This window comes from Streptomyces sp. MGP-BFMKR1, from assembly GCF_057766585.1.
The window spans coordinates 3,822,175-3,841,443 of the sequence record NZ_CM173408.1 but is presented as its reverse complement, the minus strand read 5'-3'; the positions used below and the strand labels follow the sequence as shown (position 1 = coordinate 3,841,443).

The 19,269-nt window shown below is 72.8% G+C and carries 16 protein-coding genes, 6 tRNA genes and 1 pseudogene; 9 read left to right on the top strand and 14 right to left on the bottom strand.

Features of this window, described 5'->3' with window-relative positions:
- Positions 1–103: 103 nt before the first annotated feature.
- Entirely contained in the window at positions 104–4,561 is a 4,458-nt protein-coding gene (hrpA, locus tag AC3CHW_RS14695) for an ATP-dependent RNA helicase HrpA (RefSeq protein WP_488470729.1), read from the bottom strand.
- Between the two features lie 314 nt (positions 4,562–4,875).
- Between hrpA and AC3CHW_RS14690 the strand changes: the two genes are divergently transcribed.
- From AC3CHW_RS14690 to AC3CHW_RS14675, 4 genes are all read left to right on the top strand, one after another.
- Positions 4,876–6,174, top strand: coding sequence for an ABC-2 transporter permease (locus AC3CHW_RS14690; RefSeq protein WP_488470728.1), 1,299 nt, complete (start codon positions 4,876–4,878; stop codon positions 6,172–6,174).
- Between the two features lie 173 nt (positions 6,175–6,347).
- Entirely contained in the window at positions 6,348–7,274 is a 927-nt protein-coding gene (locus AC3CHW_RS14685; protein WP_459248843.1) for an NADP-dependent oxidoreductase, read from the top strand.
- Between the two features lie 399 nt (positions 7,275–7,673).
- The gene (locus tag AC3CHW_RS14680) at positions 7,674–8,135 is read left to right on the top strand and encodes a helix-turn-helix domain-containing protein (protein ID WP_398608690.1); all 462 of its coding nucleotides are present in this window, start codon (positions 7,674–7,676) and stop codon (positions 8,133–8,135) included.
- 3 nt (positions 8,136–8,138) lie between these two features.
- Positions 8,139–8,699, top strand: a complete 561-nt coding sequence (locus AC3CHW_RS14675) for a VapC50 family PIN domain-containing toxin (protein WP_488470727.1) — start codon at positions 8,139–8,141, stop codon at positions 8,697–8,699.
- A gap of 194 nt (positions 8,700–8,893) precedes the next feature.
- Here AC3CHW_RS14675 and AC3CHW_RS14670 read toward each other — a convergent pair.
- The 7 genes from AC3CHW_RS14670 to AC3CHW_RS14640 all read right to left on the bottom strand — a co-directional run bounded on the left by AC3CHW_RS14670 (position 8,894) and on the right by AC3CHW_RS14640 (position 11,069).
- Positions 8,894–8,970 (bottom strand) — tRNA-Phe (locus AC3CHW_RS14670).
- Between the two features lie 20 nt (positions 8,971–8,990).
- Positions 8,991–9,065, bottom strand: a tRNA-Asp gene (locus tag AC3CHW_RS14665).
- 69 nt (positions 9,066–9,134) lie between these two features.
- Positions 9,135–9,548 carry a Uma2 family endonuclease gene (locus AC3CHW_RS14660; protein ID WP_488470726.1) on the bottom strand — a complete coding sequence of 138 codons (414 nt, stop codon included), beginning with the start codon at positions 9,546–9,548 and terminating at the stop codon, positions 9,135–9,137.
- 232 nt (positions 9,549–9,780) lie between these two features.
- The gene (locus tag AC3CHW_RS14655) at positions 9,781–10,443 is read right to left on the bottom strand and encodes a Uma2 family endonuclease (RefSeq protein ID WP_488470725.1); all 663 of its coding nucleotides are present in this window, start codon (positions 10,441–10,443) and stop codon (positions 9,781–9,783) included.
- Between the two features lie 343 nt (positions 10,444–10,786).
- Positions 10,787–10,863: transfer RNA gene (locus tag AC3CHW_RS14650), tRNA-Phe, on the bottom strand.
- A gap of 20 nt (positions 10,864–10,883) precedes the next feature.
- Positions 10,884–10,958 (bottom strand) — tRNA-Asp (locus tag AC3CHW_RS14645).
- A 38-nt stretch (positions 10,959–10,996) separates the two neighbouring features.
- Positions 10,997–11,069, bottom strand: a tRNA-Glu gene (locus AC3CHW_RS14640).
- Between the two features lie 213 nt (positions 11,070–11,282).
- Here AC3CHW_RS14640 and AC3CHW_RS14635 point away from each other — a divergent pair.
- From AC3CHW_RS14635 to AC3CHW_RS14615, 5 genes and pseudogenes are all read left to right on the top strand, one after another.
- Positions 11,283–11,552 (top strand): annotated as a pseudogene (locus AC3CHW_RS14635) (metallopeptidase family protein); the annotation flags it as partial.
- On the top strand, positions 11,541–11,846 hold the full coding sequence (locus AC3CHW_RS14630; RefSeq protein WP_488471055.1) for a metallopeptidase family protein: 306 nt from the start codon (positions 11,541–11,543) through the stop codon (positions 11,844–11,846). The pseudogene AC3CHW_RS14635 and the gene AC3CHW_RS14630, both read left to right, overlap by 12 nt.
- A 371-nt stretch (positions 11,847–12,217) precedes the next feature.
- Positions 12,218–12,727, top strand: a complete 510-nt coding sequence (locus AC3CHW_RS14625) for a hypothetical protein (protein WP_459248847.1) — start codon at positions 12,218–12,220, stop codon at positions 12,725–12,727.
- A 237-nt stretch (positions 12,728–12,964) separates the two neighbouring features.
- The gene (locus AC3CHW_RS14620) at positions 12,965–15,544 is read left to right on the top strand and encodes a DEAD/DEAH box helicase (RefSeq protein ID WP_488470724.1); all 2,580 of its coding nucleotides are present in this window, start codon (positions 12,965–12,967) and stop codon (positions 15,542–15,544) included.
- Between the two features lie 172 nt (positions 15,545–15,716).
- Positions 15,717–15,792: transfer RNA gene (locus AC3CHW_RS14615), tRNA-Lys, on the top strand.
- A 115-nt stretch (positions 15,793–15,907) separates the two neighbouring features.
- Here AC3CHW_RS14615 and AC3CHW_RS14610 read toward each other — a convergent pair.
- The 6 genes from AC3CHW_RS14610 to AC3CHW_RS14585 all read right to left on the bottom strand — a co-directional run bounded on the left by AC3CHW_RS14610 (position 15,908) and on the right by AC3CHW_RS14585 (position 19,207).
- Positions 15,908–16,450, bottom strand: coding sequence for a GNAT family N-acetyltransferase (locus tag AC3CHW_RS14610; protein ID WP_488470723.1), 543 nt, complete (start codon positions 16,448–16,450; stop codon positions 15,908–15,910).
- A 189-nt stretch (positions 16,451–16,639) separates the two neighbouring features.
- Complete coding sequence (locus AC3CHW_RS14605) at positions 16,640–17,275, bottom strand: hypothetical protein (protein WP_488470722.1); 636 nt, start codon at positions 17,273–17,275, stop codon at positions 16,640–16,642.
- A 99-nt stretch (positions 17,276–17,374) separates the two neighbouring features.
- Positions 17,375–18,025, bottom strand: coding sequence for a DUF6286 domain-containing protein (locus AC3CHW_RS14600; RefSeq protein WP_488470721.1), 651 nt, complete (start codon positions 18,023–18,025; stop codon positions 17,375–17,377).
- The gene (locus AC3CHW_RS14595) at positions 18,025–18,363 is read right to left on the bottom strand and encodes a hypothetical protein (protein WP_398608699.1); all 339 of its coding nucleotides are present in this window, start codon (positions 18,361–18,363) and stop codon (positions 18,025–18,027) included. Before AC3CHW_RS14595 ends, AC3CHW_RS14600 begins: the two co-directional genes overlap by 1 nt.
- On the bottom strand, positions 18,360–18,593 hold the full coding sequence (locus AC3CHW_RS14590; RefSeq protein ID WP_187059692.1) for a hypothetical protein: 234 nt from the start codon (positions 18,591–18,593) through the stop codon (positions 18,360–18,362). The genes AC3CHW_RS14595 and AC3CHW_RS14590 overlap by 4 nt, the downstream gene beginning before the upstream one ends.
- A 101-nt stretch (positions 18,594–18,694) precedes the next feature.
- A complete protein-coding gene (locus tag AC3CHW_RS14585) occupies positions 18,695–19,207 on the bottom strand; it encodes an Asp23/Gls24 family envelope stress response protein (protein WP_387604367.1) in 513 nt (170 codons plus the stop codon).
- Between the last annotated feature and the right edge of the window lie 62 nt (positions 19,208–19,269).

Below are 19,269 nucleotides of genomic sequence, written 5' to 3'. Positions count from 1 at the left end.
GAAGAGACTCTACAGCAGGTCAGGGGGTGGGGTCGAACCGCGCTCCCGGGCCGCCCCCGCCGGGGCCCCGAGGTCCGGGGAGGCGGCTGTCCGGGCAGCGGGGTCAGGGAGCGACGGCGTCCACGGCCTTCACGATCCGCTTGTCGGAGATCGGGTACGCCGTGCCCAGGGCGTGGGCGAAGTAGCTGACCCGCAGCTCCTCGATCATCCAGCGGATCTCCAGCGCCTCCCGGGGCACGGGCCGGCCCGGGTGCTTGAGCTCAAGCTGTTCCAGCAGCCACAGGTACTCGTCGCGCATGTCGTGCACCTTCGCCATCCGGGCGCGGTCCCGCTCGGCGTGGTGCGGCAGTTGCTGGAGGCGGCGGTCGACGGCCACCAGGTAGCGCATCAGGTCGGGCAGTCGCCGTACGCCGTGCTCGGTGACGAAGCCCGGCTTGATCAGCGCGGCGAGCTGCTCCCTGATGTCGGCCAGCGACGGCGCGAGGACCACGCTCGTGGTGGCCTTCAGCCGGCGCTCGCACGCCTGCCAGGCGGCCAGCACCTCGCGGACCTTGCGGATGGTGTCCATCGTCACGTCGGTCACGTCCGCGCGGACGGCGTCGAAGAGCTTGCGGAAGGACTCCTCGTCCCACGCCGGGCCGCCACGGGCCGCGATCAGCCGGTCGGTGGCCGCCGCGACGCAGTCGTCGAACAGGGCCTGCACGCTGCCGTGCGGGGAGCGGGACAGCGCCAACTTGGCCCCGTTGTCGAGCTTGCCCTGCGCGAACTTGGCCGGATTCGACGGCAGGTTGAGCAGGATCAGCCGACGGGTGCCCGCCCACATCGCGCGCTCCTGCTCCGCCTCGGTGTCGAAGAGGCGGACCGCCACCGAGGCGCCCTCGTCCACCAGCGCCGGGTACGCCTTGACGGGCTGGCCGCCGCGCCGGGTCTCGAAGGTGCGCGGCAGGGAGCCGATCGTCCAGGAGGTGAGCCCCGAGCGCTGCTCGATGCCCGCGCTCTCCTTCGAGGTGGCGAACACCCTGGTGATCGCGGCCTGCGTCTTGGGCTGGAGGGACGCCTTGAGGGCGACCAGGTCCTTGTCCTCGGCGAGCTTGCGGCGCCGCTCGTCCACCACCCGGAAGGTGATCTTGAGGTGGTCGGGGATCTTGGTGGTGTCCCAGTCGTCGGGCGTGATCGTCACGCCCACCATGCGTTGCAGCTCCCGGCCGAGCGCCGCCGTGAGCGGGCCCTGTGGCTCGGCGCCGCTGAGCCCCGCCGTCGGCCTGACCCGCTCCAGGAAGCGCCGGGCGTAGTCGGGCGCCGGCACGTAGTTGCGGCGGATCGGCTTGGGCAGCGAGCGGATCAGCTCCGTCACCAGGTCCTGCCGCAGGCCCGGGATCTGCCAGTCGAAGCCGTGGTCCTCGACCTGGTTGAGCACCTGGAGCGGGATGTGCACGGTCACGCCGTCCGCGTCCGCGCCCGGCTCGAACTGGTAGGTCACCCGGAACTTCAGCCGGCCCTGCCACCAGGTGTCGGGGTAGGCGTCCTTGGAGATGCCCTGCGCCCGCTTGTTGATGAGCATCGACTTCTCGAAGCTGAGCAACTCCGGCTCGTCCCGGCGTTTGTGCTTCCACCAGGAGTCGAAGTGCGCGCCGGACACGACGTGTTCGGGCACGCGCTGGTCGTAGAAGTCGAAGAGGGTCTCGTCGTCGACCAGGATGTCGCGGCGCCGGGCCCGGTGCTCCAGCTCCTCGACCTCGCCGAGCAGCTTGCGGTTGTCGTGGAAGAACTGGTGGTGGGTGCGCCAGTCGCCCTCGACCAGGGCGTTGCGGATGAACAGGTCACGGCTGGTGATCGGGTCGATCCTGCCGTAGTTGACCTTGCGCTGGGCGACGATCGGCACGCCGTAGAGCGTCACCCGCTCGTACGCCATGACCGCCGCCTGCTTCTGCTCCCAGTGCGGTTCGCTGTAGGTGCGCTTGACCAGGTGCTGGGCGAGCGGCTCGACCCACTCCGGCTCGATCTTGGCGTTGACCCGCGCCCACAGCCGCGAGGTCTCCACCAGCTCGGCCGACATGATCCACCGCGGCGGCTTCTTGAACAGCGCGGAGCCGGGGAACACGGCGAACTTGGCGTTGCGCGCCCCCAGGTAGTCGCCCTTGCCGCGGGGCTTGTCGGAGCCCTTGGCCGACGTCTTGGCGCCGGCCTTGGCCGGGTCCTCGGCGATCTCCTTGAGCCCGATGTGCGAGAGCAGGCCCGCCAGCAGCGACTGGTGCACCTGGTCGGCGGGGATCTCGGTGTCCGCGGCGGACACCTCGATGCCCATGGACTTGGCCACCGTACGCAACTGGCTGTAGATGTCCTGCCACTCGCGTATCCGCAGGTAGTTCAGGAACTCCGAGCGGCACATCCGGCGGAAGGCGGAGGACGACAGTGCCTTCTGCTGGTCGCGGACGTACCGCCACAGGTTGAGCAGGGCCAGGAAGTCGCTGGTCTCGTCCTTGAAGCGGGCGTGCTGCTGGTCGGCCTGCGCCTGCTTGTCGGCGGGGCGCTCGCGCGGGTCCTGGATGGACAGCGCGGCGGCGATGACGATCACCTCGCGCGCGCAGCCGTTGCTGTCGGCGGCCAGGATCATGCGGGCCAGGCGCGGGTCGACCGGGAACTGCGCCAGCTTGCGGCCCAGCGGGGTCAGTTGCTGGCCACGGCCCTTGCGGCCCGGGCCGCGCCCGCCGCCGCGTCCCTTGCCGCCGCGCCGGTCCGCACGGTCGTCGCCACGGTCACCACGGGCGTCGGCGGGCTGTCGCGCGTCGGTCGGCTCCTCGCCGCCGCCCGGCTCGCCCTGCTCGGCGGGCTGGTCGGAGGTCTGGTCAGCGCTCTGGTCGGTGGTGCTCTGGTCGGCGGCGCTCTGGTCGGCGGGCTGCCGCTGGGGCTCGATGGCGCCCAGCTCGTGCAGCAGGTCGACGCCGTCCTTGATGTTGCGCCGGTCCGGCGGGTCGATGAAGGGGAAGCGCTCGATGTCGCCGAGCCCGGCCGCCGTCATCTGCAGGATCACCGAGGCCAGGTTGGTCCGCAGGATCTCCGCGTCGGTGAACTCGGGGCGGGTGAGGAAGTCGTCCTCGGAGTACAGCCGGATGCAGATGCCGTCGCTGGTACGGCCGCAGCGGCCCTTGCGCTGGTTGGCGCTGGCCTGCGAGATCGGCTCGATGGGCAGCCGCTGCACCTTCGTGCGGTGGCTGTAGCGCGAGATGCGGGCGGTGCCGGGGTCGATCACGTACCGGATGCCGGGGACGGTGAGCGAGGTCTCCGCCACGTTGGTGGCGAGCACGACGCGGCGGCCGGTGTGGCGCTGGAAGACCCGGTGCTGCTCGGCGTGCGAGAGGCGCGCGTACAGCGGCAGGATCTCGGTGTTCCGCAGCTTCTTCTTCTCCAGCGCGTCGGCCGTGTCGCGGATCTCCCGCTCGCCGGAGAGGAAGACGAGGATGTCGCCCTCGCCCTCGCGCTGTAGCTCGTCCACGGCGTCGCAGATGGCGGTCACCTGGTCGCGGTCGCCGTCCTGGCCGCCCTCTTCGAGGAGCGGCCGGTAGCGCACCTCGACCGGGTACGTACGCCCGCTGACCTCGATGATCGGCGCGCCGGCCGGCTCGGCACCGGCCCCGGGGGCGGTGGGCGCCGCGCCGGAGCTGGGGGCGTCGGCGATGGGCGCTTCGGCGGTGGGCGCGCCCGGCGCACTGGCCGCGTCCGGGGCGCTGGGCGCGTCGTCCCGCGTGCGCCGGCTCGCGCCGCGCTGGGGTCGGCCGCCGCGCGCCTCCCGGCCGCCGGCCGCGCCCGTCGCGCCGCCGCCGACCGTGGCGAAGCTCGCGAAGTGTCGGGCGAACCGCTCCGGGTCGATGGTCGCCGAGGTGACGACGACCTTGAGGTCGGGGCGGCGGGGCAGCAACTGCGCCAGGTAGCCGAGGATGAAGTCGATGTTGAGGCTGCGCTCGTGCGCCTCGTCGATGATGATCGTGTCGTACTGGCGCAGCTCGCGGTCGGTCTGGATCTCGGCCAGCAGGATGCCGTCCGTCATCAGCTTGACCAGCGTGTCCGGGCCGACCTGGTCGGTGAACCGCACCTTCCAGCCGATCGTCTCGCCGAGCTGGGTGCCCAGTTCGTCGGCGATCCGCTCGGCCACCGTACGGGCCGCGATCCGGCGCGGCTGGGTGTGCCCGATGAGCCCGCGCACGCCGCGGCCCAGCTCCATGCAGATCTTGGGGATCTGGGTGGTCTTCCCGGAGCCGGTCTCGCCCGCGACGATCACCACCTGGTGGTCCCGGATGGCCGCCAGGATGTCGTCCTTCTTCTGGCTGACCGGCAGCGACTCGGGATAAGTGATCTTCGGGACGGCGGCGCGGCGGTGGGCCACCCGCCGTTCGGCCTGCTCGATCTGGCCGGCGATCTCGGCGAGCACGGCCGCGCGGGCCTCGGGCTGACGAATCCGGCGCGCACCGTCGAGTCGGCGCCCCAGCCGCTGCGCGTCGCGCAGCATCAGCTCGGGAAGCCGCTCCAGCAGGGCGGGCAGGGCAGGGGCAGGCTGAGTGGACATACGCCGCCAAGGATCTCACCTCGCCGAAAGAGCTGGCGAACCATTTGCGCCCCGGCGCCCGCGCCGAGGCGAGGAACGACCGCTCGCGGCCGGATCACGCCCCTCCGGCCGGGCCAGCGCCCGGGCCCACGCCCTGACCTCCGCCGGACGCGCGCCACGGCCCCGGGCGCGGGCGCGCCCCTGGCGATGACGGCCACGCCGCCGAACGTCCGAGTGACTCGGCCCGAGCGACTCGGTCCAGGTGGCTCGATCCGAGTAGCTCGGTCCGGGTGACTCGGGAGGAATGTCCGCGATGGGTGGCTTAGCGTGACGTCATGGACGACCCGCGTGAACGGCCCGTCCCGGGCGACGAAGCCGACCCGGACCGCCCCGCGGGCACCCCGGCCGGGCCGCGCGCCGACCCGACCGCGCCGGGCGGTGCGCCGGAGCCGCCCGTGCCCCCGGCCGGGCCGGCGGCGACCGGGCAGCTGGCGGCGGACCGGCATTCGGCGGCGGCCCGGCCCCCGGCCACTGCCCGGCCCCCGGCCGCCGGCGCGCACCCCGAGGCGCGCGGGGCGCGCGGCGAGCGCTCGCGGTGGGCGGTGTTCAAGGTCTCGCCGTTCTTCCCGGCCGCGGTGCTGGTGGTCATCCTGGCGGCGGCTGCCGGCCTGTTCGCCGGCTCGTACACGTACGTGATGGCCAACCCGACCCCGCACCACGTGCCGACGGCGGTGGTCGGGGCGAGCGACAGCCCGCGCGGCAAGGCGTTCGTGCGCGGCATGGAAGAGGCCCTGGACGCCTCGCTCGAACTGCGCGAGTACGCGACGTACGCGCAGGCCAAGCGGGCCGTGGACGAGCAGCGGGTGTTCGCCGTGCTCTACGTGCACCAGCCCGTCGGCGGCCGGCCGGGCGGCGCCGGGGACCGCGTCGAACTGGACGTCTCCGGTGCCTCAGGCGCCTCGGTCGCGGAGATCTTCACGACGGCGGGGCCGCGGGTCGGCGCGCGGGTGGGGGTGCCGGTGACGGTGCGGGACCTCAACCCGCTCCAGCGGGGCGACCCGCGCGGGCTGGCCATCTTCTACATCTCGCTCGCCGCGGTGATCATCGGCTTCGTCGGCGCGATCCAGCTCAGCGTGCACGCCCGCGCCCTGAACCCGGCGGAGCGGATCGGCTTCACCGCCGCGTACGCGCTGCTCGGCGGGTTCGCCATCGCGGCGGTGGTGGACTGGCTGCTGGACGCGCTGCACCTGCCGTTCGTGGAGTCGTGGCTGATCCTGGCGCTGACGCTGTTCGCGTCCGGAATGGTCTTCACGATGTTCAACACCCTCTTCGGCCGCTGGGCCATGCTGCCCACCTGGGGGCTGATGGTGCTGCTCGGCAACCCGTCGTCGGGCGGCGCCGTCTCCTGGCCGCTGCTCCCCTCCGTACTGGGCCACATCGGCCGCTGGCTGCCGCCCGGCGCGTCGGTGAACGCCCAGCACACCGCGGTCTACTTCGGCGGCCACCAGCACGCCTTCCCCTTCCTCGTGCTGGCCGGCTGGGCGGTGGTGGCCAGCACGGTCTTCTGGGTCTGGCGCCACCGCCACCCGGGCGGCCGTGCGGCGCCGGCGCCATCGGACGCGCCGGCGGCCTAGCGTGGAAGAAGCCCACCCGGCACGCGCCCCACCCGGCACGCGCCCACCTGGTGCACCCCCCGCCCACCCGTATCCGACCCACCCGCACGCATCCCATCCGCGCCCACCCGCGCCCATCCGCCGGGCCGCCGCGAGAGTGGCCCGGCCACGCGAACCCGAGGAGCAGGAGCATCGTGAAGGCTGTGAGCTACCGCGCGTACGGCGGACCCGAGGTCCTGGAGTACGGCGAACTGCCCGACCCGAAGGTGGGGCCCGACTCGGTACTGGTCGAGGTCAGGGCCGCCTCGGTGAACCCGGTCGACTGGAAGGCGCAGGCCGGCCACCTCAACTCGCTGCTCGACGTCGTCTTTCCCGTGGTCCCCGGCTGGGACGTCGCCGGCGTCGTGGTCCGCGGCGGCCTGGACACCCCGGAGTTCGAGGAGGGCGACGAGGTCATCGGCTACGTGCGCAAGGACACCCTGTCGGGCGGGACGTTCGCGCAGTACGTGGCCGCCCCGGTGCGCACCCTGGCCCACAAGCCCACCAGCCTCACCTTCGAGCAGGCCGCCGGGCTCCCACTGGCCGGACTCACCGCGTACCAGGCGCTGGCCAAGGCGCTGCGGGTGCGGGAGGGCGAGACCCTCCTGGTCCACGCGGCGTCGGGCGGGGTCGGCTCGCTGGCCGTACAGATCGGCCGACACCTGGGCGCCCGCGTGATCGGCACGGCCAGCCCCCGCAACCACGACTTCGTACGCTCCCTGGGCGGGGAGCCGGTCGCCTACGGGGACGGGCTCACCGACCGGGTGCGCGGGCTGGCACCGGACGGCGTGGACGCGGCCTTCGACCTGGTGGGCGGGGAGGCGGTCACGGTCTCCGCCGACGTGGTGAAGAACCCGCGCCGCATCGCCTCGATCGTGGACCCCGCGGTCACCCCGCTGGGCGGGCGCTACCTGTGGGTCCGCCCGGACGCGACCGACCTCGCCGCCCTGTCCGCCATGGTCGACGCCGGCGGCCTCACGGTGCCGGTCGCGGCCACCTTCCCGCTGGAGCGCACGGGCGACGCCCAGCGCCTGAGCGCCGAGGGCCACGTCCGGGGCAAGGTCGTCGTCACGGTGTCGTGAGGCCCGGGCTCCGCCCTGCCCTGCCCGGCTTTGCTCTGCCCGGTGGCACGCACACGGGAAGGCCCCGACCGTTAACTTGCGTTAACCCGGTCGGGGCCTTCTCGTTTCCTGCGGTGGTGGCTGGGGCCGGGGTCGAACCGGCGACCTATCGCTTTTCAGGCGGGGAAGGCTCAGAAAGATGTTGCACTTGTTTCGCTTATTGCGGATACTTCGATGAGCGGGTCAGTGTCGAGCTTGACCCCACCACCGCCAAAGATCCTTTACTGCCCTCAGCGACGGTGGACCCGCCGCCTGCGCCAGCAGGTTCCGGGACGCGCCGCCGTCGTCGCCAGCATGCCGCCGCGCCAACGCTGGCGGACTTTTTACTGGCGCTCACCCACAGCATCTAGGGGCGCGCTCATGACCAAGACTGATTTCCGTCCGGTGAAGCTACCGGATGACAAGCAGGAGACGGCCAACCACGCACTCGCCAGGGTCAGGAGCTACCTGGTCGAGCATCAAGATGCCTCCCAGATCCAGGTCAGCGTTCGGGATGGAGGCGACCGAGAGCCCCTGGTCCTTCCCCGTGAGGCCGTAGAGCTTCTCGCGTCGCTGCTTGCCCACCTGGGTGCCGGTCGGGCCGTGTCCATCGTGCCTTCGGACGCCGAGCTCACTACTCAGCAAGCCGCGGACATGCTTCACGTGTCCCGACCCTTCCTCATCGGGCTGCTGGACGCTGGAGAGATCGAGTACCGGACGGTTGGCACGCATCGCAGAATCACCGCGTCGTCTCTGCTGGAGTACCAACGCGAGGACGATCGGCGCCGCAGGCTGGCGGCCGATGAGCTCACCAAGCTCGGCCAGGAGATGGGAATGATCTAGCTCGTGGCCATTATCGCCGTCTACGACGCCAACGTCCTGTACCCGAGCACCTTGCGTGACGTCCTCATCCGCGTGGCGCAAGGCGGCTTGGTGCAAGCGAAGTGGACAGACCAGATCCTCGACGAGACCTTTCGCAACCTGAAGCGGAACCGGCCCGACGTGGACCCGTACAAACTGGACCGAACGCGGGAGCTCATGGCTGGCGCGATTCGTGACGTGTTGGTGAAGGGGCACGAGCCGCTGATCGACGTGATTGATCTCCCGGACCCTGGTGACCGCCATGTCCTCGCGGCAGCCGTCCGTGCGAAGGCCCAGGTCATCGTGACATTCAACCTGAAGGACTTTCCCCCGGACAAGCTGTCCCCCTGGGACGTGCAGGCAGTCCATCCCGACGCGTTCATCGAAGCACAGGTGGGGCTGTCGCCTCAGTTGGTGTACGCGACGCTGACGCAGATAGCGGATGCCTGGAAGCATCCGCCGAACGCGGTGGTCTCTGACGTGATCGCCTCGTTGGAGAGGGAGGGCCTGGTGGCGTCGGTGGCCGCGCTCCGAGCCCTGGCGTAGTCGCTTTCTCGGCACCTGGCTCTGCCCCGGCCGTGCTCGGCCGGGGCAGAGCCGTAGATGACCGGTGGCCAGCGTTGGCGAGACGACACGAAGGAGCTCCGGACGTATCGGGGAGGGCCCCTTCGTACCCCGGCAGAGCGCGAGAAGAAGGCCCCGACCAGTTAACCCGGTCGGGGCCTTCCCGCTTCCTGCGGTGGTGGCTGGGGCCGGGGTCGAACCGGCGACCTATCGCTTTTCAGGCGATCGCTCGTACCAACTGAGCTACCCAGCCACGCAACCTCGCGGTTGCGGCGGTCCTGACGGGATTTGAACCCGCGGCCTCCACCTTGACAGGGTGGCGAGCACTCCAAACTGCTCCACAGGACCCAGCACACGTGCGAGCCCAGTCTCGCACATGGTGTCGCGTGCCCCCAACGGGATGCGAACCCGGATTCGTTACCTCGCTACCCCCGGTTCCGCCGGCCCGGGCTCGGGGCGGGGGAGCTCGTTGAGGTCGAGGGTGAAGACGCGGCCGTCGGCCAGGGGAATGGGGAGCCTGCCGGTGCCGTACGAGTGGGTGTGCGCGGCGCTGTAGCCGGTGCCGTTCGGCTGGGTGTGGACGACGACCTCCTGCGCGTACGGGTCCATGATCAGGTAGACGGGGATGCCGTAGCGGCCGTACTTGGCCGTGCAGTCGGCGTAGTCCTTCCGGGCCGAGGAGATCGAGACGACCTCGGAGACCAGCAGGACGTCCTCGAAGCTGTACCGCTTTCCCCGCTTTCCCCGCTTTCCCCGCTTTTGAGCGTCCTCGCGCAGGATCGCGAGGTCGGGGGGCGGAGTTCTCGTCGGCGGGGAAGTCGATGTACACATCGGAGGTCACTTCGCGTGACGGCCCAGGGCGAGCGTGTCGATCTGCAGGGAGCGAATCGTGCTGGAGTGCTCCTCGCTCCGCGGTGTCATGCGGTAGCGGCTTGTCCAGACGAAGGAGCACAGCGCTTCCGCGAGTGGGAAAGCTGGGCAGCGTTCAACTGGGTGCTGCCCGATTCCTCGGTCTCCGGTGCGCCTGAGAGCACCCATCGTGTCTCAGGCACAGAACGCCGTCTCAGAACGCGAGATCTTCCCAGGTGATGTCCAGGCTGAAGGGCTCGGGGAAGGCGATTCCCGGGCCTACTGGTTCCCATTCCCCCACGGGGACGTACAGGGCCTGGCGGAGTGGCTTGACGACGAGCCCGGCGACTGGTGCCGTGGCGACCTCGTAGGCCCGCACCGCGGTGATGTCCCAGGTCCCGGGCGAGTCGAGTTCGACCTCCCAATACCAGGGGATACCGGCTTCGGCGTACCGGTCCATCTTCCAGGCTCTGCGCTTGGGGGTATCCGAGCCTGACAAGACCTCGCCTGCCAGTACGACGTCGCTCGCGAACGTGTCGGCGCCGCGGGGCAGGCAGCGGCGGATGAGGAAGTCCGGGGTGAGGAAGCTGGACTTGTCCGGGGTGAAGAACACGTTGGTCTCCACCTCGACCTGCCAGCAGCGCTGCTCGCCGTCACCAGCGGCACCCCGCATGGCCTGGCGGGCGCCGGCCTCAAGGGCGTTGCGCATCCGTACAGCAAAGCGTTGGTGCTCCAGGGGGCCACGCCGGTTCCAGACGACCTTCCGGTCCCAGAGCTCGATCTGGGCCGCGACGTCCTCGGGAAGTCTCTGGAGTTCGTCCCAGCTCAGGAACTCAGGGAGGTCGGTACCCGGTGCGTTGGGCGCGCCTGCTGACATGCCACCTCCCGTGCCCGCGCACCCTCACGATAGCGGGACCTGCCGGACCGCGCGCGGACGGATGCGGCACGGGAATTGCCGGGTCACTCGAAGACCGGCGTCAGCATGCTCGTCCCGTTGTCACCGCGGTCCGGGCACCGGGGCGGGGAGACTCGCGGAATCCTTCGCGGGAGAAGGAGCCGCCTCGGACGCGGAAACACAGGCCCGCCCGGGGCCGTGTCAGCACCACCCGTGGTGACACGTCAGCACGGAAACTTTGGCAACGTTTCCGAAGGTAAAGCAGTAGCGCCCTGAGGTGTGCGAAAGAGCCCCGGGCAGCATGCGCTCCAGGGCTCTTTCGTCGTGGTGGCTGGGGCCGGGGTCGAACCGGCGACCTATCGCTTTTCAGGCGATCGCTCGTACCAACTGAGCTACCCAGCCACGCAACCTCGCGGTTGCAGCGGTCCTGACGGGATTTGAACCCGCGGCCTCCACCTTGACAGGGTGGCGAGCACTCCAAACTGCTCCACAGGACCAGAATCTATGCACAAGCGAAAATGCATAGAGTGTTGCGTGCCCCCAACGGGATTCGAACCCGTGCTACCGCCTTGAAAGGGCGGCGTCCTGGGCCACTAGACGATGAGGGCTGATGGCCCACCTGAGCGCCTTCCGGCGCCGTCGGGGACGTGAGAAGCATATGGGATGCCGACGGGGATCGCCAAAACGGTTACCCGCGCGGTGGGGGCGGGGGTGACCTGGGGCGTCGCGGCGGTGCGCGGGCGACGGGTGGTTTGGGGTGTGCGGGGGGTGTTCGACGCACGCGTGGGGCGCGGACGGGGCGCCTGCCCGACAATGGCCGGGTGCTGGAAATGACGCGCGAGGAGTTCGAGGAACTGGTCGCCGAGGCCCTGGACCGCATTCCGCCCGAGCTGACACGGCTCATGGACAACGTGGCGGTGTTCGTGGAGGACGAGCCGCCCGCGGACGATCCGGAGTTGCTCGGGCTCTACGAGGGGACGCCGCTGACCGACCGGGGCGAGTGGTACGCGGGCGTGCTGCCGGACCGGATCACCATCTACCGGGGGCCCACGCTGCGGATGTGCGCGGGCCGCGAGGACGTGACGGCCCAGGAGTCGGCCGGGGCCGGGGAGCCGCCCGAGGGGGTGGCCCCGGGCGCGCGGGAGGCGCCGGAGGGGGCCCGGGTGCCCGTGGTGGGCGAGGCCGGCGCCACGGCCGGGCCCGCGGCGGGGCCGGGGGCGGAGCCGGGAGCCGAGCCGGGGGGTGTTTCGGCCGAGGGGCGCGGCGGGCCGTCGGACGCCCTGCGGGACGCCGTACGCGACGAGGTGGCCATCACCGTCGTCCACGAAGTCGCCCACCACTTCGGCATCGAGGACGAGCGGCTGCACGAACTGGGTTGGGGATAGCGCCCCGTTCGGCCCGGGCCGGCCCCGGCCGGCCCCGGTTGGCCCGCCGGTGGTCGGGGGCGGTGCGCGGCCCGGGCGTGGTGCGTCGTCGCGGTCGGAGCGGGCGCGGGGCGCGGTCGCGTGCGGGTCGGGCGCGGCGTGGGTGCGCGGTCCGGGGGGTTTCCGGGGTGTGGGAGTGCCGTGGCTCGTGCGGCGCGTGTCCTGGGTGGGGCGGGGCCAGTTGGGCAGATGGCCCGCACCGTGCGCCGGAAGGTAACCCACTCATGCCCGGAATGTCCGCCTGTGCTCCTCGTGTTCCCCGCGCCCCGCGCACCGTGTCCCGCGCCGCGGCGCGTACTCCGGCGCGTGCCGCGGCCGTGATGCTCGCCGCCATGGCGTTGGCGGGCTGCATGAGCGTCTCCGAGCCGGACCGCTCACAACCGGCCGGCGGCGAGGGGAGGAGCGGTCAGCCGGACGGCGCGCTGCCGGTCCCCGACGGTGGTGCCGTGCTCCCCGACGGGGCGCGCCGGGGGGCCGCGCAGCCGCGGCCGGACGGCTCCGGGAGCGCCTCCTCGTCCGCCGAGCCGGATGCCGAGCGGGCGGACGCGGAGCGCGGGCCCGAGGACGGCGAGGGCAGGGACGAGTCGGGGGAGGCGGGACGGCCCTCGCAGGCGCCGCCGCCCGCCGCCGACCCGCCGACCCGGCCCGATGTGCCCGCCCCGTCGCCCACGGGCTCGGTGCCCCGCCCGCGGCCGACCGTGCCGCGGCCGAGCAGCCCGCCGCCGGAGCCCAGCCCGCCCGCCCCGACGACCGCGCCGACCACCTCGCCGCCCCCGAGCACGCCGCCGCCGGCCGAGGGCACCGAGCCGGCTCCCCAGCCGAGACCGCTGCGCGAGCGGTGAGTGCCTGGCCCGGGGCGCGGAGGGGCGTGGGGGCGGGATTTGCCTTCCGGGGGGCGGGGTGCGTATGGTGGTAGATCGTTTGATCCCATTTGCCCGGCCGACTTCGGAGAACCCTCCCGGAGCGCGCCGCGTGGCGCGTTCCTTTCCTTGCCGTGGCTGACCGCATCGAGGCGGTCGTTTGCGAAATCACACGGAGTCTGGGCGCGTGCCGTAACTCCGGAAGGTTTCGCGTTTCGCATGTCCATTTCTGCTGAGCACACCGTCATGCCCGAGGTCGAGGAGACCGGCATGATCCCCGAGGCCGCCGCGACGTTCGTCGCCGAGGCCGACGCCGCTGACGCCCCCGTCGCGGCTCCCGCCGAGCCCGTCGAGGCCGCTGAGCCCGTCGTGGCCGCCGAGTCCGCCGCCGCTGCCGAGTCCGCTGAGCCCGCCGAGTCCGCCGCCGCGGGCGAGGACGAGGGTGCGGACGAGGCCACCGCGTCCGACGAGGCCACCGCGTCCGACGAGGCCACCGCGTCCGGCGAGGCCACCGCGTCCGGCGACGCCGCCGACGAGGACGCTGAGACGTCCGTCACGTTCGCCACCCTCGGGTTGCCCGAGCAGGTCGTCCGCAAGCTGAAGCAGAACGGCGTCACCACCCCGTTCCCGATCCAGGCCGCGACCATCCCGGACGCGCTGGCCGGCAAGGACATCCTGGGCCGAGGCCGTACCGGCTCCGGCAAGACCCTTTCCTTCGGCCTCCCGCTGCTGGCCCAACTCGCCGGCGGTTTCACGGAGAAGAAGCGCCCCCGTGGCCTGATCCTGACCCCGACCCGCGAGCTGGCCATGCAGGTCTCCGACGCGCTCCAGCCGTACGGTGACGTGCTCGGCCTGAAGCTCAAGGTCGTCTGCGGCGGCACCTCGATGGGCAATCAGATCTACGCCCTGGAGCGGGGCGTGGACATCCTGGTCGCCACCCCGGGCCGACTGCGCGACATCATCAACCGTGGCGCCGCGACCCTGGACCGGGTGCAGGTCGCCGTGCTCGACGAGGCCGACCAGATGGCCGACATGGGCTTCCTGCCCGAGGTCACCGAGATCCTCGACCTGGTGCCGTCCGGCGGCCAGCGGATGCTGTTCTCCGCGACGCTGGAGAACGAGATCGACACCCTCGTCAAGCGCTACCTGTCCAACCCGATGACGCACGAGGTGGACGCGGCGCAGGGCGCGGTCACGACCATGACGCACCACGTGCTGGTCGTGAAGCCGAAGGACAAGGCGCCGGTCACCGCCGCCATCGCGGCGCGCAAGGGCCGCACCATCATCTTCGTCCGCACCCAGATGGGCGCCGACCGCGTCGCCGAGCAGCTCGTGGACGCGGGCGTACGGGCGGACGCGCTGCACGGCGGCATGACGCAGGGCGCGCGGACCCGGACGCTGGCCGACTTCAAGGACGGTTACGTCAACGTCCTGGTCGCCACGGACGTCGCCGCGCGCGGCATCCACGTGGACGGCATCGACCTGGTGCTGAACGTGGACCCGGCCGGCGACCACAAGGACTACCTGCACCGCTCCGGCCGTACGGCCCGAGCGGGCAAGAGCGGCACCGTCGTCTCGCTGGCCCTGCCGCACCAGCGCCGGCAGATCTTCCGCCTGATGGAGGACGCGGGCGTCGACGCCTCGCGCCACATCGTGGGCGGCGCCGGCGCGTTCGACGACGACGTGGCGCGCATCACCGGCGCCCGTTCGCTCACCGAGGTGCAGGCCGAGTCGGCGGCGAACTCGGCCAAGCAGGCCGAGCGCGACGTGCAGGACCTCACCCGCCAGTTGCAGCAGGTGCAGCGGCGCGCGACCGAGCTGCGCGAGGAGGCCGACCGCCTGCTGGCCCGCGCGGCCCGCGAGCGCGGCGAGGACCCGGCCGCGGCCGTCGCGGCGGCGGCGCCCGCCGAGGCCACCGCCGTGCCGGAGGCCGCCACGGCCGGCGCCCAGGACGGCGGCGCGGACGCGTCCGCCACCGCCCCTGCGACGCGGGAGCGCACCGAGCAGCAGGCCGCGGACGCCGCGCCGAGCCGCCCGGAGCAGGAGCGCGGCGGGTACGAGCGCCGCGACGACCGGGGCAACTTCGAGCGCCGCGACCGCCGTGACGACCGCCCCCAGGGTGGCTTCCGTCGCGACGACCGCTCCTCCGGCAACTTCCGTCGGGATGAGCGTCCGTCGGGTGGTTTCCGGCGTGACGACCGTCGGGATGACCGGCGCGATGACCGTGGTGGTCGTTCCTTCGAGCGTCGTGACGAGCGTCCGCAGGGTGGCTTCCGTCGGGACGACCGTCCCTCCGGTGGCTTTCGTCGCGACGACCGCCCCTCGGGCAACTTCCGTCGGGATGAGCGTCCGTCGGGTGGTTTCCGGCGTGACGACCGTCGGGATGACCGGCGTGACGACCGTGGTGGTCGTTCCTTCGAGCGTCGTGACGAGCGTCCGCAGGGTGGCTTCCGTCGGGACGACCGTCCCTCCGGTGGCTTCCGCCGTGACGACCGCCCCTCCGGCGGCTTCCGTCGCGACGACCGGCGCGACGACCGTGGCGGTCGTTCCTTCGAGCGCCGTGACGACCGCCCGCAGGGTGGCTTCCGCCGCGACGAGCGCCCCTCCGGCGGCTTCCGCTCGGACCGCCCGTACAACCGTGACCGCCGCGACGAGCGCCCCGCCGGCGGCCACCGCCCGGCCAACGGCGACCGCCCGCACGGCCGGCGCGACGACCACCGTGGCGGCACCGGCACTGGCACCGGCACCGGCACCTTCGGCCGCCGCGACGACAAGCCGCGCTGGAAGCGCAACGGCTGACCGATGAGTGAGTGATGGGGCCCGTATGGCACGGTGGTGTGCTGTACGGGCCCCGTCGCTCGCGCCGCGGGCGCGGCGGCGGTACGCGTACGCACCCCGCGCGGCCTCGTGCGGCGCCGAACTCCTGATGCGCTCGGGGCTCGGCAGACGGCCGGGCTATGCTGCGTGGTGCGGGCCATTAGCTCAATTGGCAGAGCAGTGGACTTTTAATCCATTGGTTCAGGGTTCGAGCCCCTGATGGCCCACCAGTCGGACCGCCCGGAACCCCGGTCAAGTAACCCTTGGCCGGGGTTTTTCGCGTCTTCCGCGCGGGCGGCGCGGGGACGGCGCGGGCGGGCGCGCGAGGGGCGTGGGGGCGGTCCGTCACAGGGGGTTGAGCAGCATGAGGACCTCGTCGCGGTCGTCCGTGGGGGACAGCCGCAGGGCGGCGGGCCAGCGGCCGACCTCCCGCCAGCCGAGCCGCCCGTAGAAGATCTCCAGGCCGGCTCCGCCGCGCACGGCCAGACGCAGTTGCTCCAGGCCCATCTCGTCGCGGGCGATCCGGCGGGCCGCTGCCATCAGCGCGCCACCGATGCCGCGCCCGCGCGCCTCGGGGCGGGTCTGGACGTGGTGCACGGTGCCCCAGTGGGCGACGAGGGGGAAGGTGTCGCGGCGAATGTTCAGCCAACCCGCCACCCGCCCGCCCTCCAGGGCCACCAGCAGCCGGGAGGTCCGCGCGCCGAGGCCGTCGACGATGGCGTCGAGGGCCGGGGCGGCGTGCTGGGCGTCGATGGGCGGGAAGGGGAAACCGGCCGCCCCACCGGCGTTGGTGACGTCGACCCAGCAGTCGACGAGCGCCCGCCGCAAGGCCGGCTCGACGTCGGTGGCGGCGGTGGCCTGACGCAGCCGCAAAGAGTCAATGGTCATGGCGCCGCAGTCTCGCAGCGACCACTGACAAGCGGCCCACGGGGCGGGTTTCCTGGGGGCGCCCGAGTGTCCGGACGGGCGGACGGACGGGCGGACGCGCGGGCGGCGCTGGGTGGCAACGCGTGCGGCCGACGGGGCAGATCGGGGCGGATACGGGCCTTACGGCCAGCCCCCGCGTACGGCCGACCCTCAGCGAGTCCGACGCGTCCCCGGCGTCGTGACGCGCAGGCGTAGGCCGGAGTGGAGGTGGGGGAGGCCGGCGCTGTGGCGGGCGTGGGCGAGGGGGCCGGTGTACAGGGCGGCCAGGACCGCGCGGGGGTCGGCGCTCGCGTCGAGCACCACCGTCATGCGGGCGCGCGGGCGGCGGGGGCCGCCGGTGAGGCGTACCCGGGCCCGCCGTACCCCGGGCAGGTCGGTCACCTGCGCGGCCATCACCCCGGACAGCGCGGAGGTGCGCAGCGTCGGGGCGTGCGGGGCGGGCTTGGCACGTCTCGGGGCGCCGGGGGCGGGGAGGGGGAGGCGGCGTGGCTCGCGTGGGCCGGTCTGGGCGAGGAGCCAGCCCGCGAGGAGGAGCAGACCGAGCGTCAGGCAGCCGAGGACGGCGGCCGGCCACCAACCGTGGTCGCGCAGCCCCGTCGCCTCCAGCCGGTCGGTGAACGCGGCGCGCGGGTGCCCGCTCGGCCACCACGACGGGAGCGCGAACGGCAGTTGGCCGCGGGCGTCGAGCCCCGTCACGGCCACCCAGCAGCCGGCGGCCAGGCCGGCGATCCCGAGCAGGGCCAGCAGGGTCCTGTTCAGCCAGTGGCGTCCACGACTGACCTCCATCGGCTCCTCCTCCTTCTTCCGCGCGTTCCTCGCGTTCTCCGCGTTCTCCGCGTTCTCCGCGTTCTTCGCGTCCTTCTCTTCGCTTCGTATGGCCGGCGGTTACCGCGCCTCGGGTTCTGTCGGTGTGCCGGGTGCGTCCGGCTCGTTTCCGTGCAGGACGGGAGCGGGGGCGGCGGTGAGGCGGAGGCGGATGCGGGGTGGGTGGGCCAGGCCGAGGCGGTCCGTGGCGGCGAGCAGTTCCTCGTGGAGCGCGGCGCGCACCGCCGTGACGTCGCCGTAGGCCACCGTCGCCCGCACGCGGGCCCGGCGTCGGCCGCGTACCCGCACCCGGGCCGCGGTGACCCCGGGCGTGCGCAGGGCCGCCTCGCGGAGCAGGGTCGCGGCGCTCGCCCGGTCGAGCACGGCGCGTACGGACGGCGCCGGGGGCGCCATCGGCAGCCGGCGGCGGCCACCGGGGGTGAGGGCGATGACCATGAGGTACACGCCGAGGACGGCCAGTATGGCGGCGGCGCCGATCACCCAGCCGCTGGTGCCGGGGGTGTCCGCCAGCCAGTCCTTGGTGTGCGTGCGCCAGGGCGCGGCGGGGTGCCCGTAGCCCATGGCCACCTGGTCGTACAGGAGCATGCCGCAGGCGGCGGAGCCGAGGAGGGCGAGTACGGCGGCCGGGCCGCGCCGGGCCGACCAGGCGCGGTGGGGGGTCCGGGCGCGCGCCGGGTTCTCGGGCGACTCGGGTTCGGATGCTGTGCTCACTACCGCACCTGCCTGCCGTCCGTGGTGGCGGCCTCGGACAGGTGGAGGCGCTCCACGCGGATGCGGACGGTGCCGACGGGCAGGCCGATGAGGGCCGCGGTGCGGTGGCTGACGTGTTGGTGCACGGCGTCCGTGGTGGCGGGTATGTCGATGGGGTACGGCAGGTCGAGCGCGAGGGTGAGCCGGGCCGTGCCGCGCCGGGTGGTGCCGGTGGCGCGGGCGGTGGCCGTCGGGTGGGCCAGGTCGTGCAGGGCCTCGCGGGCCGCTGCGGTGGCGGTACGGGCGATGACGCGGTCGGCGATGGTGGTGGCGCCGCGCTGGGCTGCGGGAATGGTCACTTGAGCCTGCTGCGGGTGGTTCGGGTCCGGTGGGTGGTGCGGTCCTGGGGCGTGCGGGCCTGGCCGGGGCGGGCGAACTGGCTCCAGTGCAGGTCGCCGTCGGCGAGCTTGCCGACGATGAACCCGATGGCGCCGAGCGCGGCGACGAGCAGGAACGCGGTGAACCCGCCGAAGTAGCCGGCGAATCCGAGTGCCATGCCGACCGCGAGGCCCACGATCGCTGTGCTCATGTCCTACTCCTTGTGCGGCGTCGGGACGGGGTGGCGGGCCCGGCCGCCCCGGGGGTTGCCCGGGGCGGCCGGGCCGGTGGTGCGGGGCAGCGGCGGCGGGGCTACTGGACGCGGGCCTCGTCGTCGTTGTCCTCCTCGTCGAAGGGGAGGTGGACGTCGATGACGGCGATGTTGACCTCGACGACCTCAAGGCCGGTCATGCGCTCGACGGCGGCGATGACGTTCTCGCGGATGTCGGCGGCGACGTCGGTGATGGGGACGCCGTACTCGACGACGATGTCCAGGTCGATGGCGGTCTGGCGCTCGCCGACCTCGACCTTGACGCCGCTGGTGACGTTGGGGCGCCCGCCCGGGACGCGCTCGCGGACGGCGCCGAGGGTGCGGGCGAGGCCGCCGCCGAGGGCGTACACGCCGGAGACCTCGCGGGCGGCCATGCCGGCGATCTTCTCGACGACGCCGTCGGCGATGGAGGTCTTGCCGCGGGTGGCGGGCTGGCTGTCGGCGCCGGACGAGTCCTTGAGCGTGGTGGTGCCGGAGGTGGAGCCGGCGGCGGGCTTGGTGCCGCCGGTGCGGGGCTCGTTGATCGCGGGGGTGGCCGTCTTCGGTGTCGTCATGGGGTCGGGTCCTCTCCTCGGTGTCTCGGGTGCCGCCGCGGCGTGACCGTGCGGTGGTGGCG

Bases quoted from the DNA above. Each gene is read 5' to 3' on its own strand.
- AC3CHW_RS14590 (WP_187059692.1), bottom strand. From the start codon at position 18,593: ATGAGCACAGCGATCGTGGGCCTCGCGGTCGGCATGGCACTCGGATTC.
- AC3CHW_RS14610 (WP_488470723.1), bottom strand. From the start codon at position 16,450: ATGACCATTGACTCTTTGCGGCTGCGTCAGGCCACCGCCGCCACCGAC.
- AC3CHW_RS14605 (WP_488470722.1), bottom strand. From the start codon at position 17,275: ATGGAGGTCAGTCGTGGACGCCACTGGCTGAACAGGACCCTGCTGGCC.
- AC3CHW_RS14585 (WP_387604367.1), bottom strand. From the start codon at position 19,207: ATGACGACACCGAAGACGGCCACCCCCGCGATCAACGAGCCCCGCACC.
- AC3CHW_RS14680 (WP_398608690.1), top strand. From the start codon at position 7,674: ATGACCAAGACTGATTTCCGTCCGGTGAAGCTACCGGATGACAAGCAG.
- AC3CHW_RS14655 (WP_488470725.1), bottom strand. From the start codon at position 10,443: ATGTCAGCAGGCGCGCCCAACGCACCGGGTACCGACCTCCCTGAGTTC.
- AC3CHW_RS14620 (WP_488470724.1), top strand. From the start codon at position 12,965: ATGTCCATTTCTGCTGAGCACACCGTCATGCCCGAGGTCGAGGAGACC.
- AC3CHW_RS14690 (WP_488470728.1), top strand. From the start codon at position 4,876: ATGGACGACCCGCGTGAACGGCCCGTCCCGGGCGACGAAGCCGACCCG.
- AC3CHW_RS14625 (WP_459248847.1), top strand. From the start codon at position 12,218: ATGGCGTTGGCGGGCTGCATGAGCGTCTCCGAGCCGGACCGCTCACAA.
- hrpA (WP_488470729.1), bottom strand. From the start codon at position 4,561: ATGTCCACTCAGCCTGCCCCTGCCCTGCCCGCCCTGCTGGAGCGGCTT.
- AC3CHW_RS14660 (WP_488470726.1), bottom strand. From the start codon at position 9,548: ATGTGTACATCGACTTCCCCGCCGACGAGAACTCCGCCCCCCGACCTC.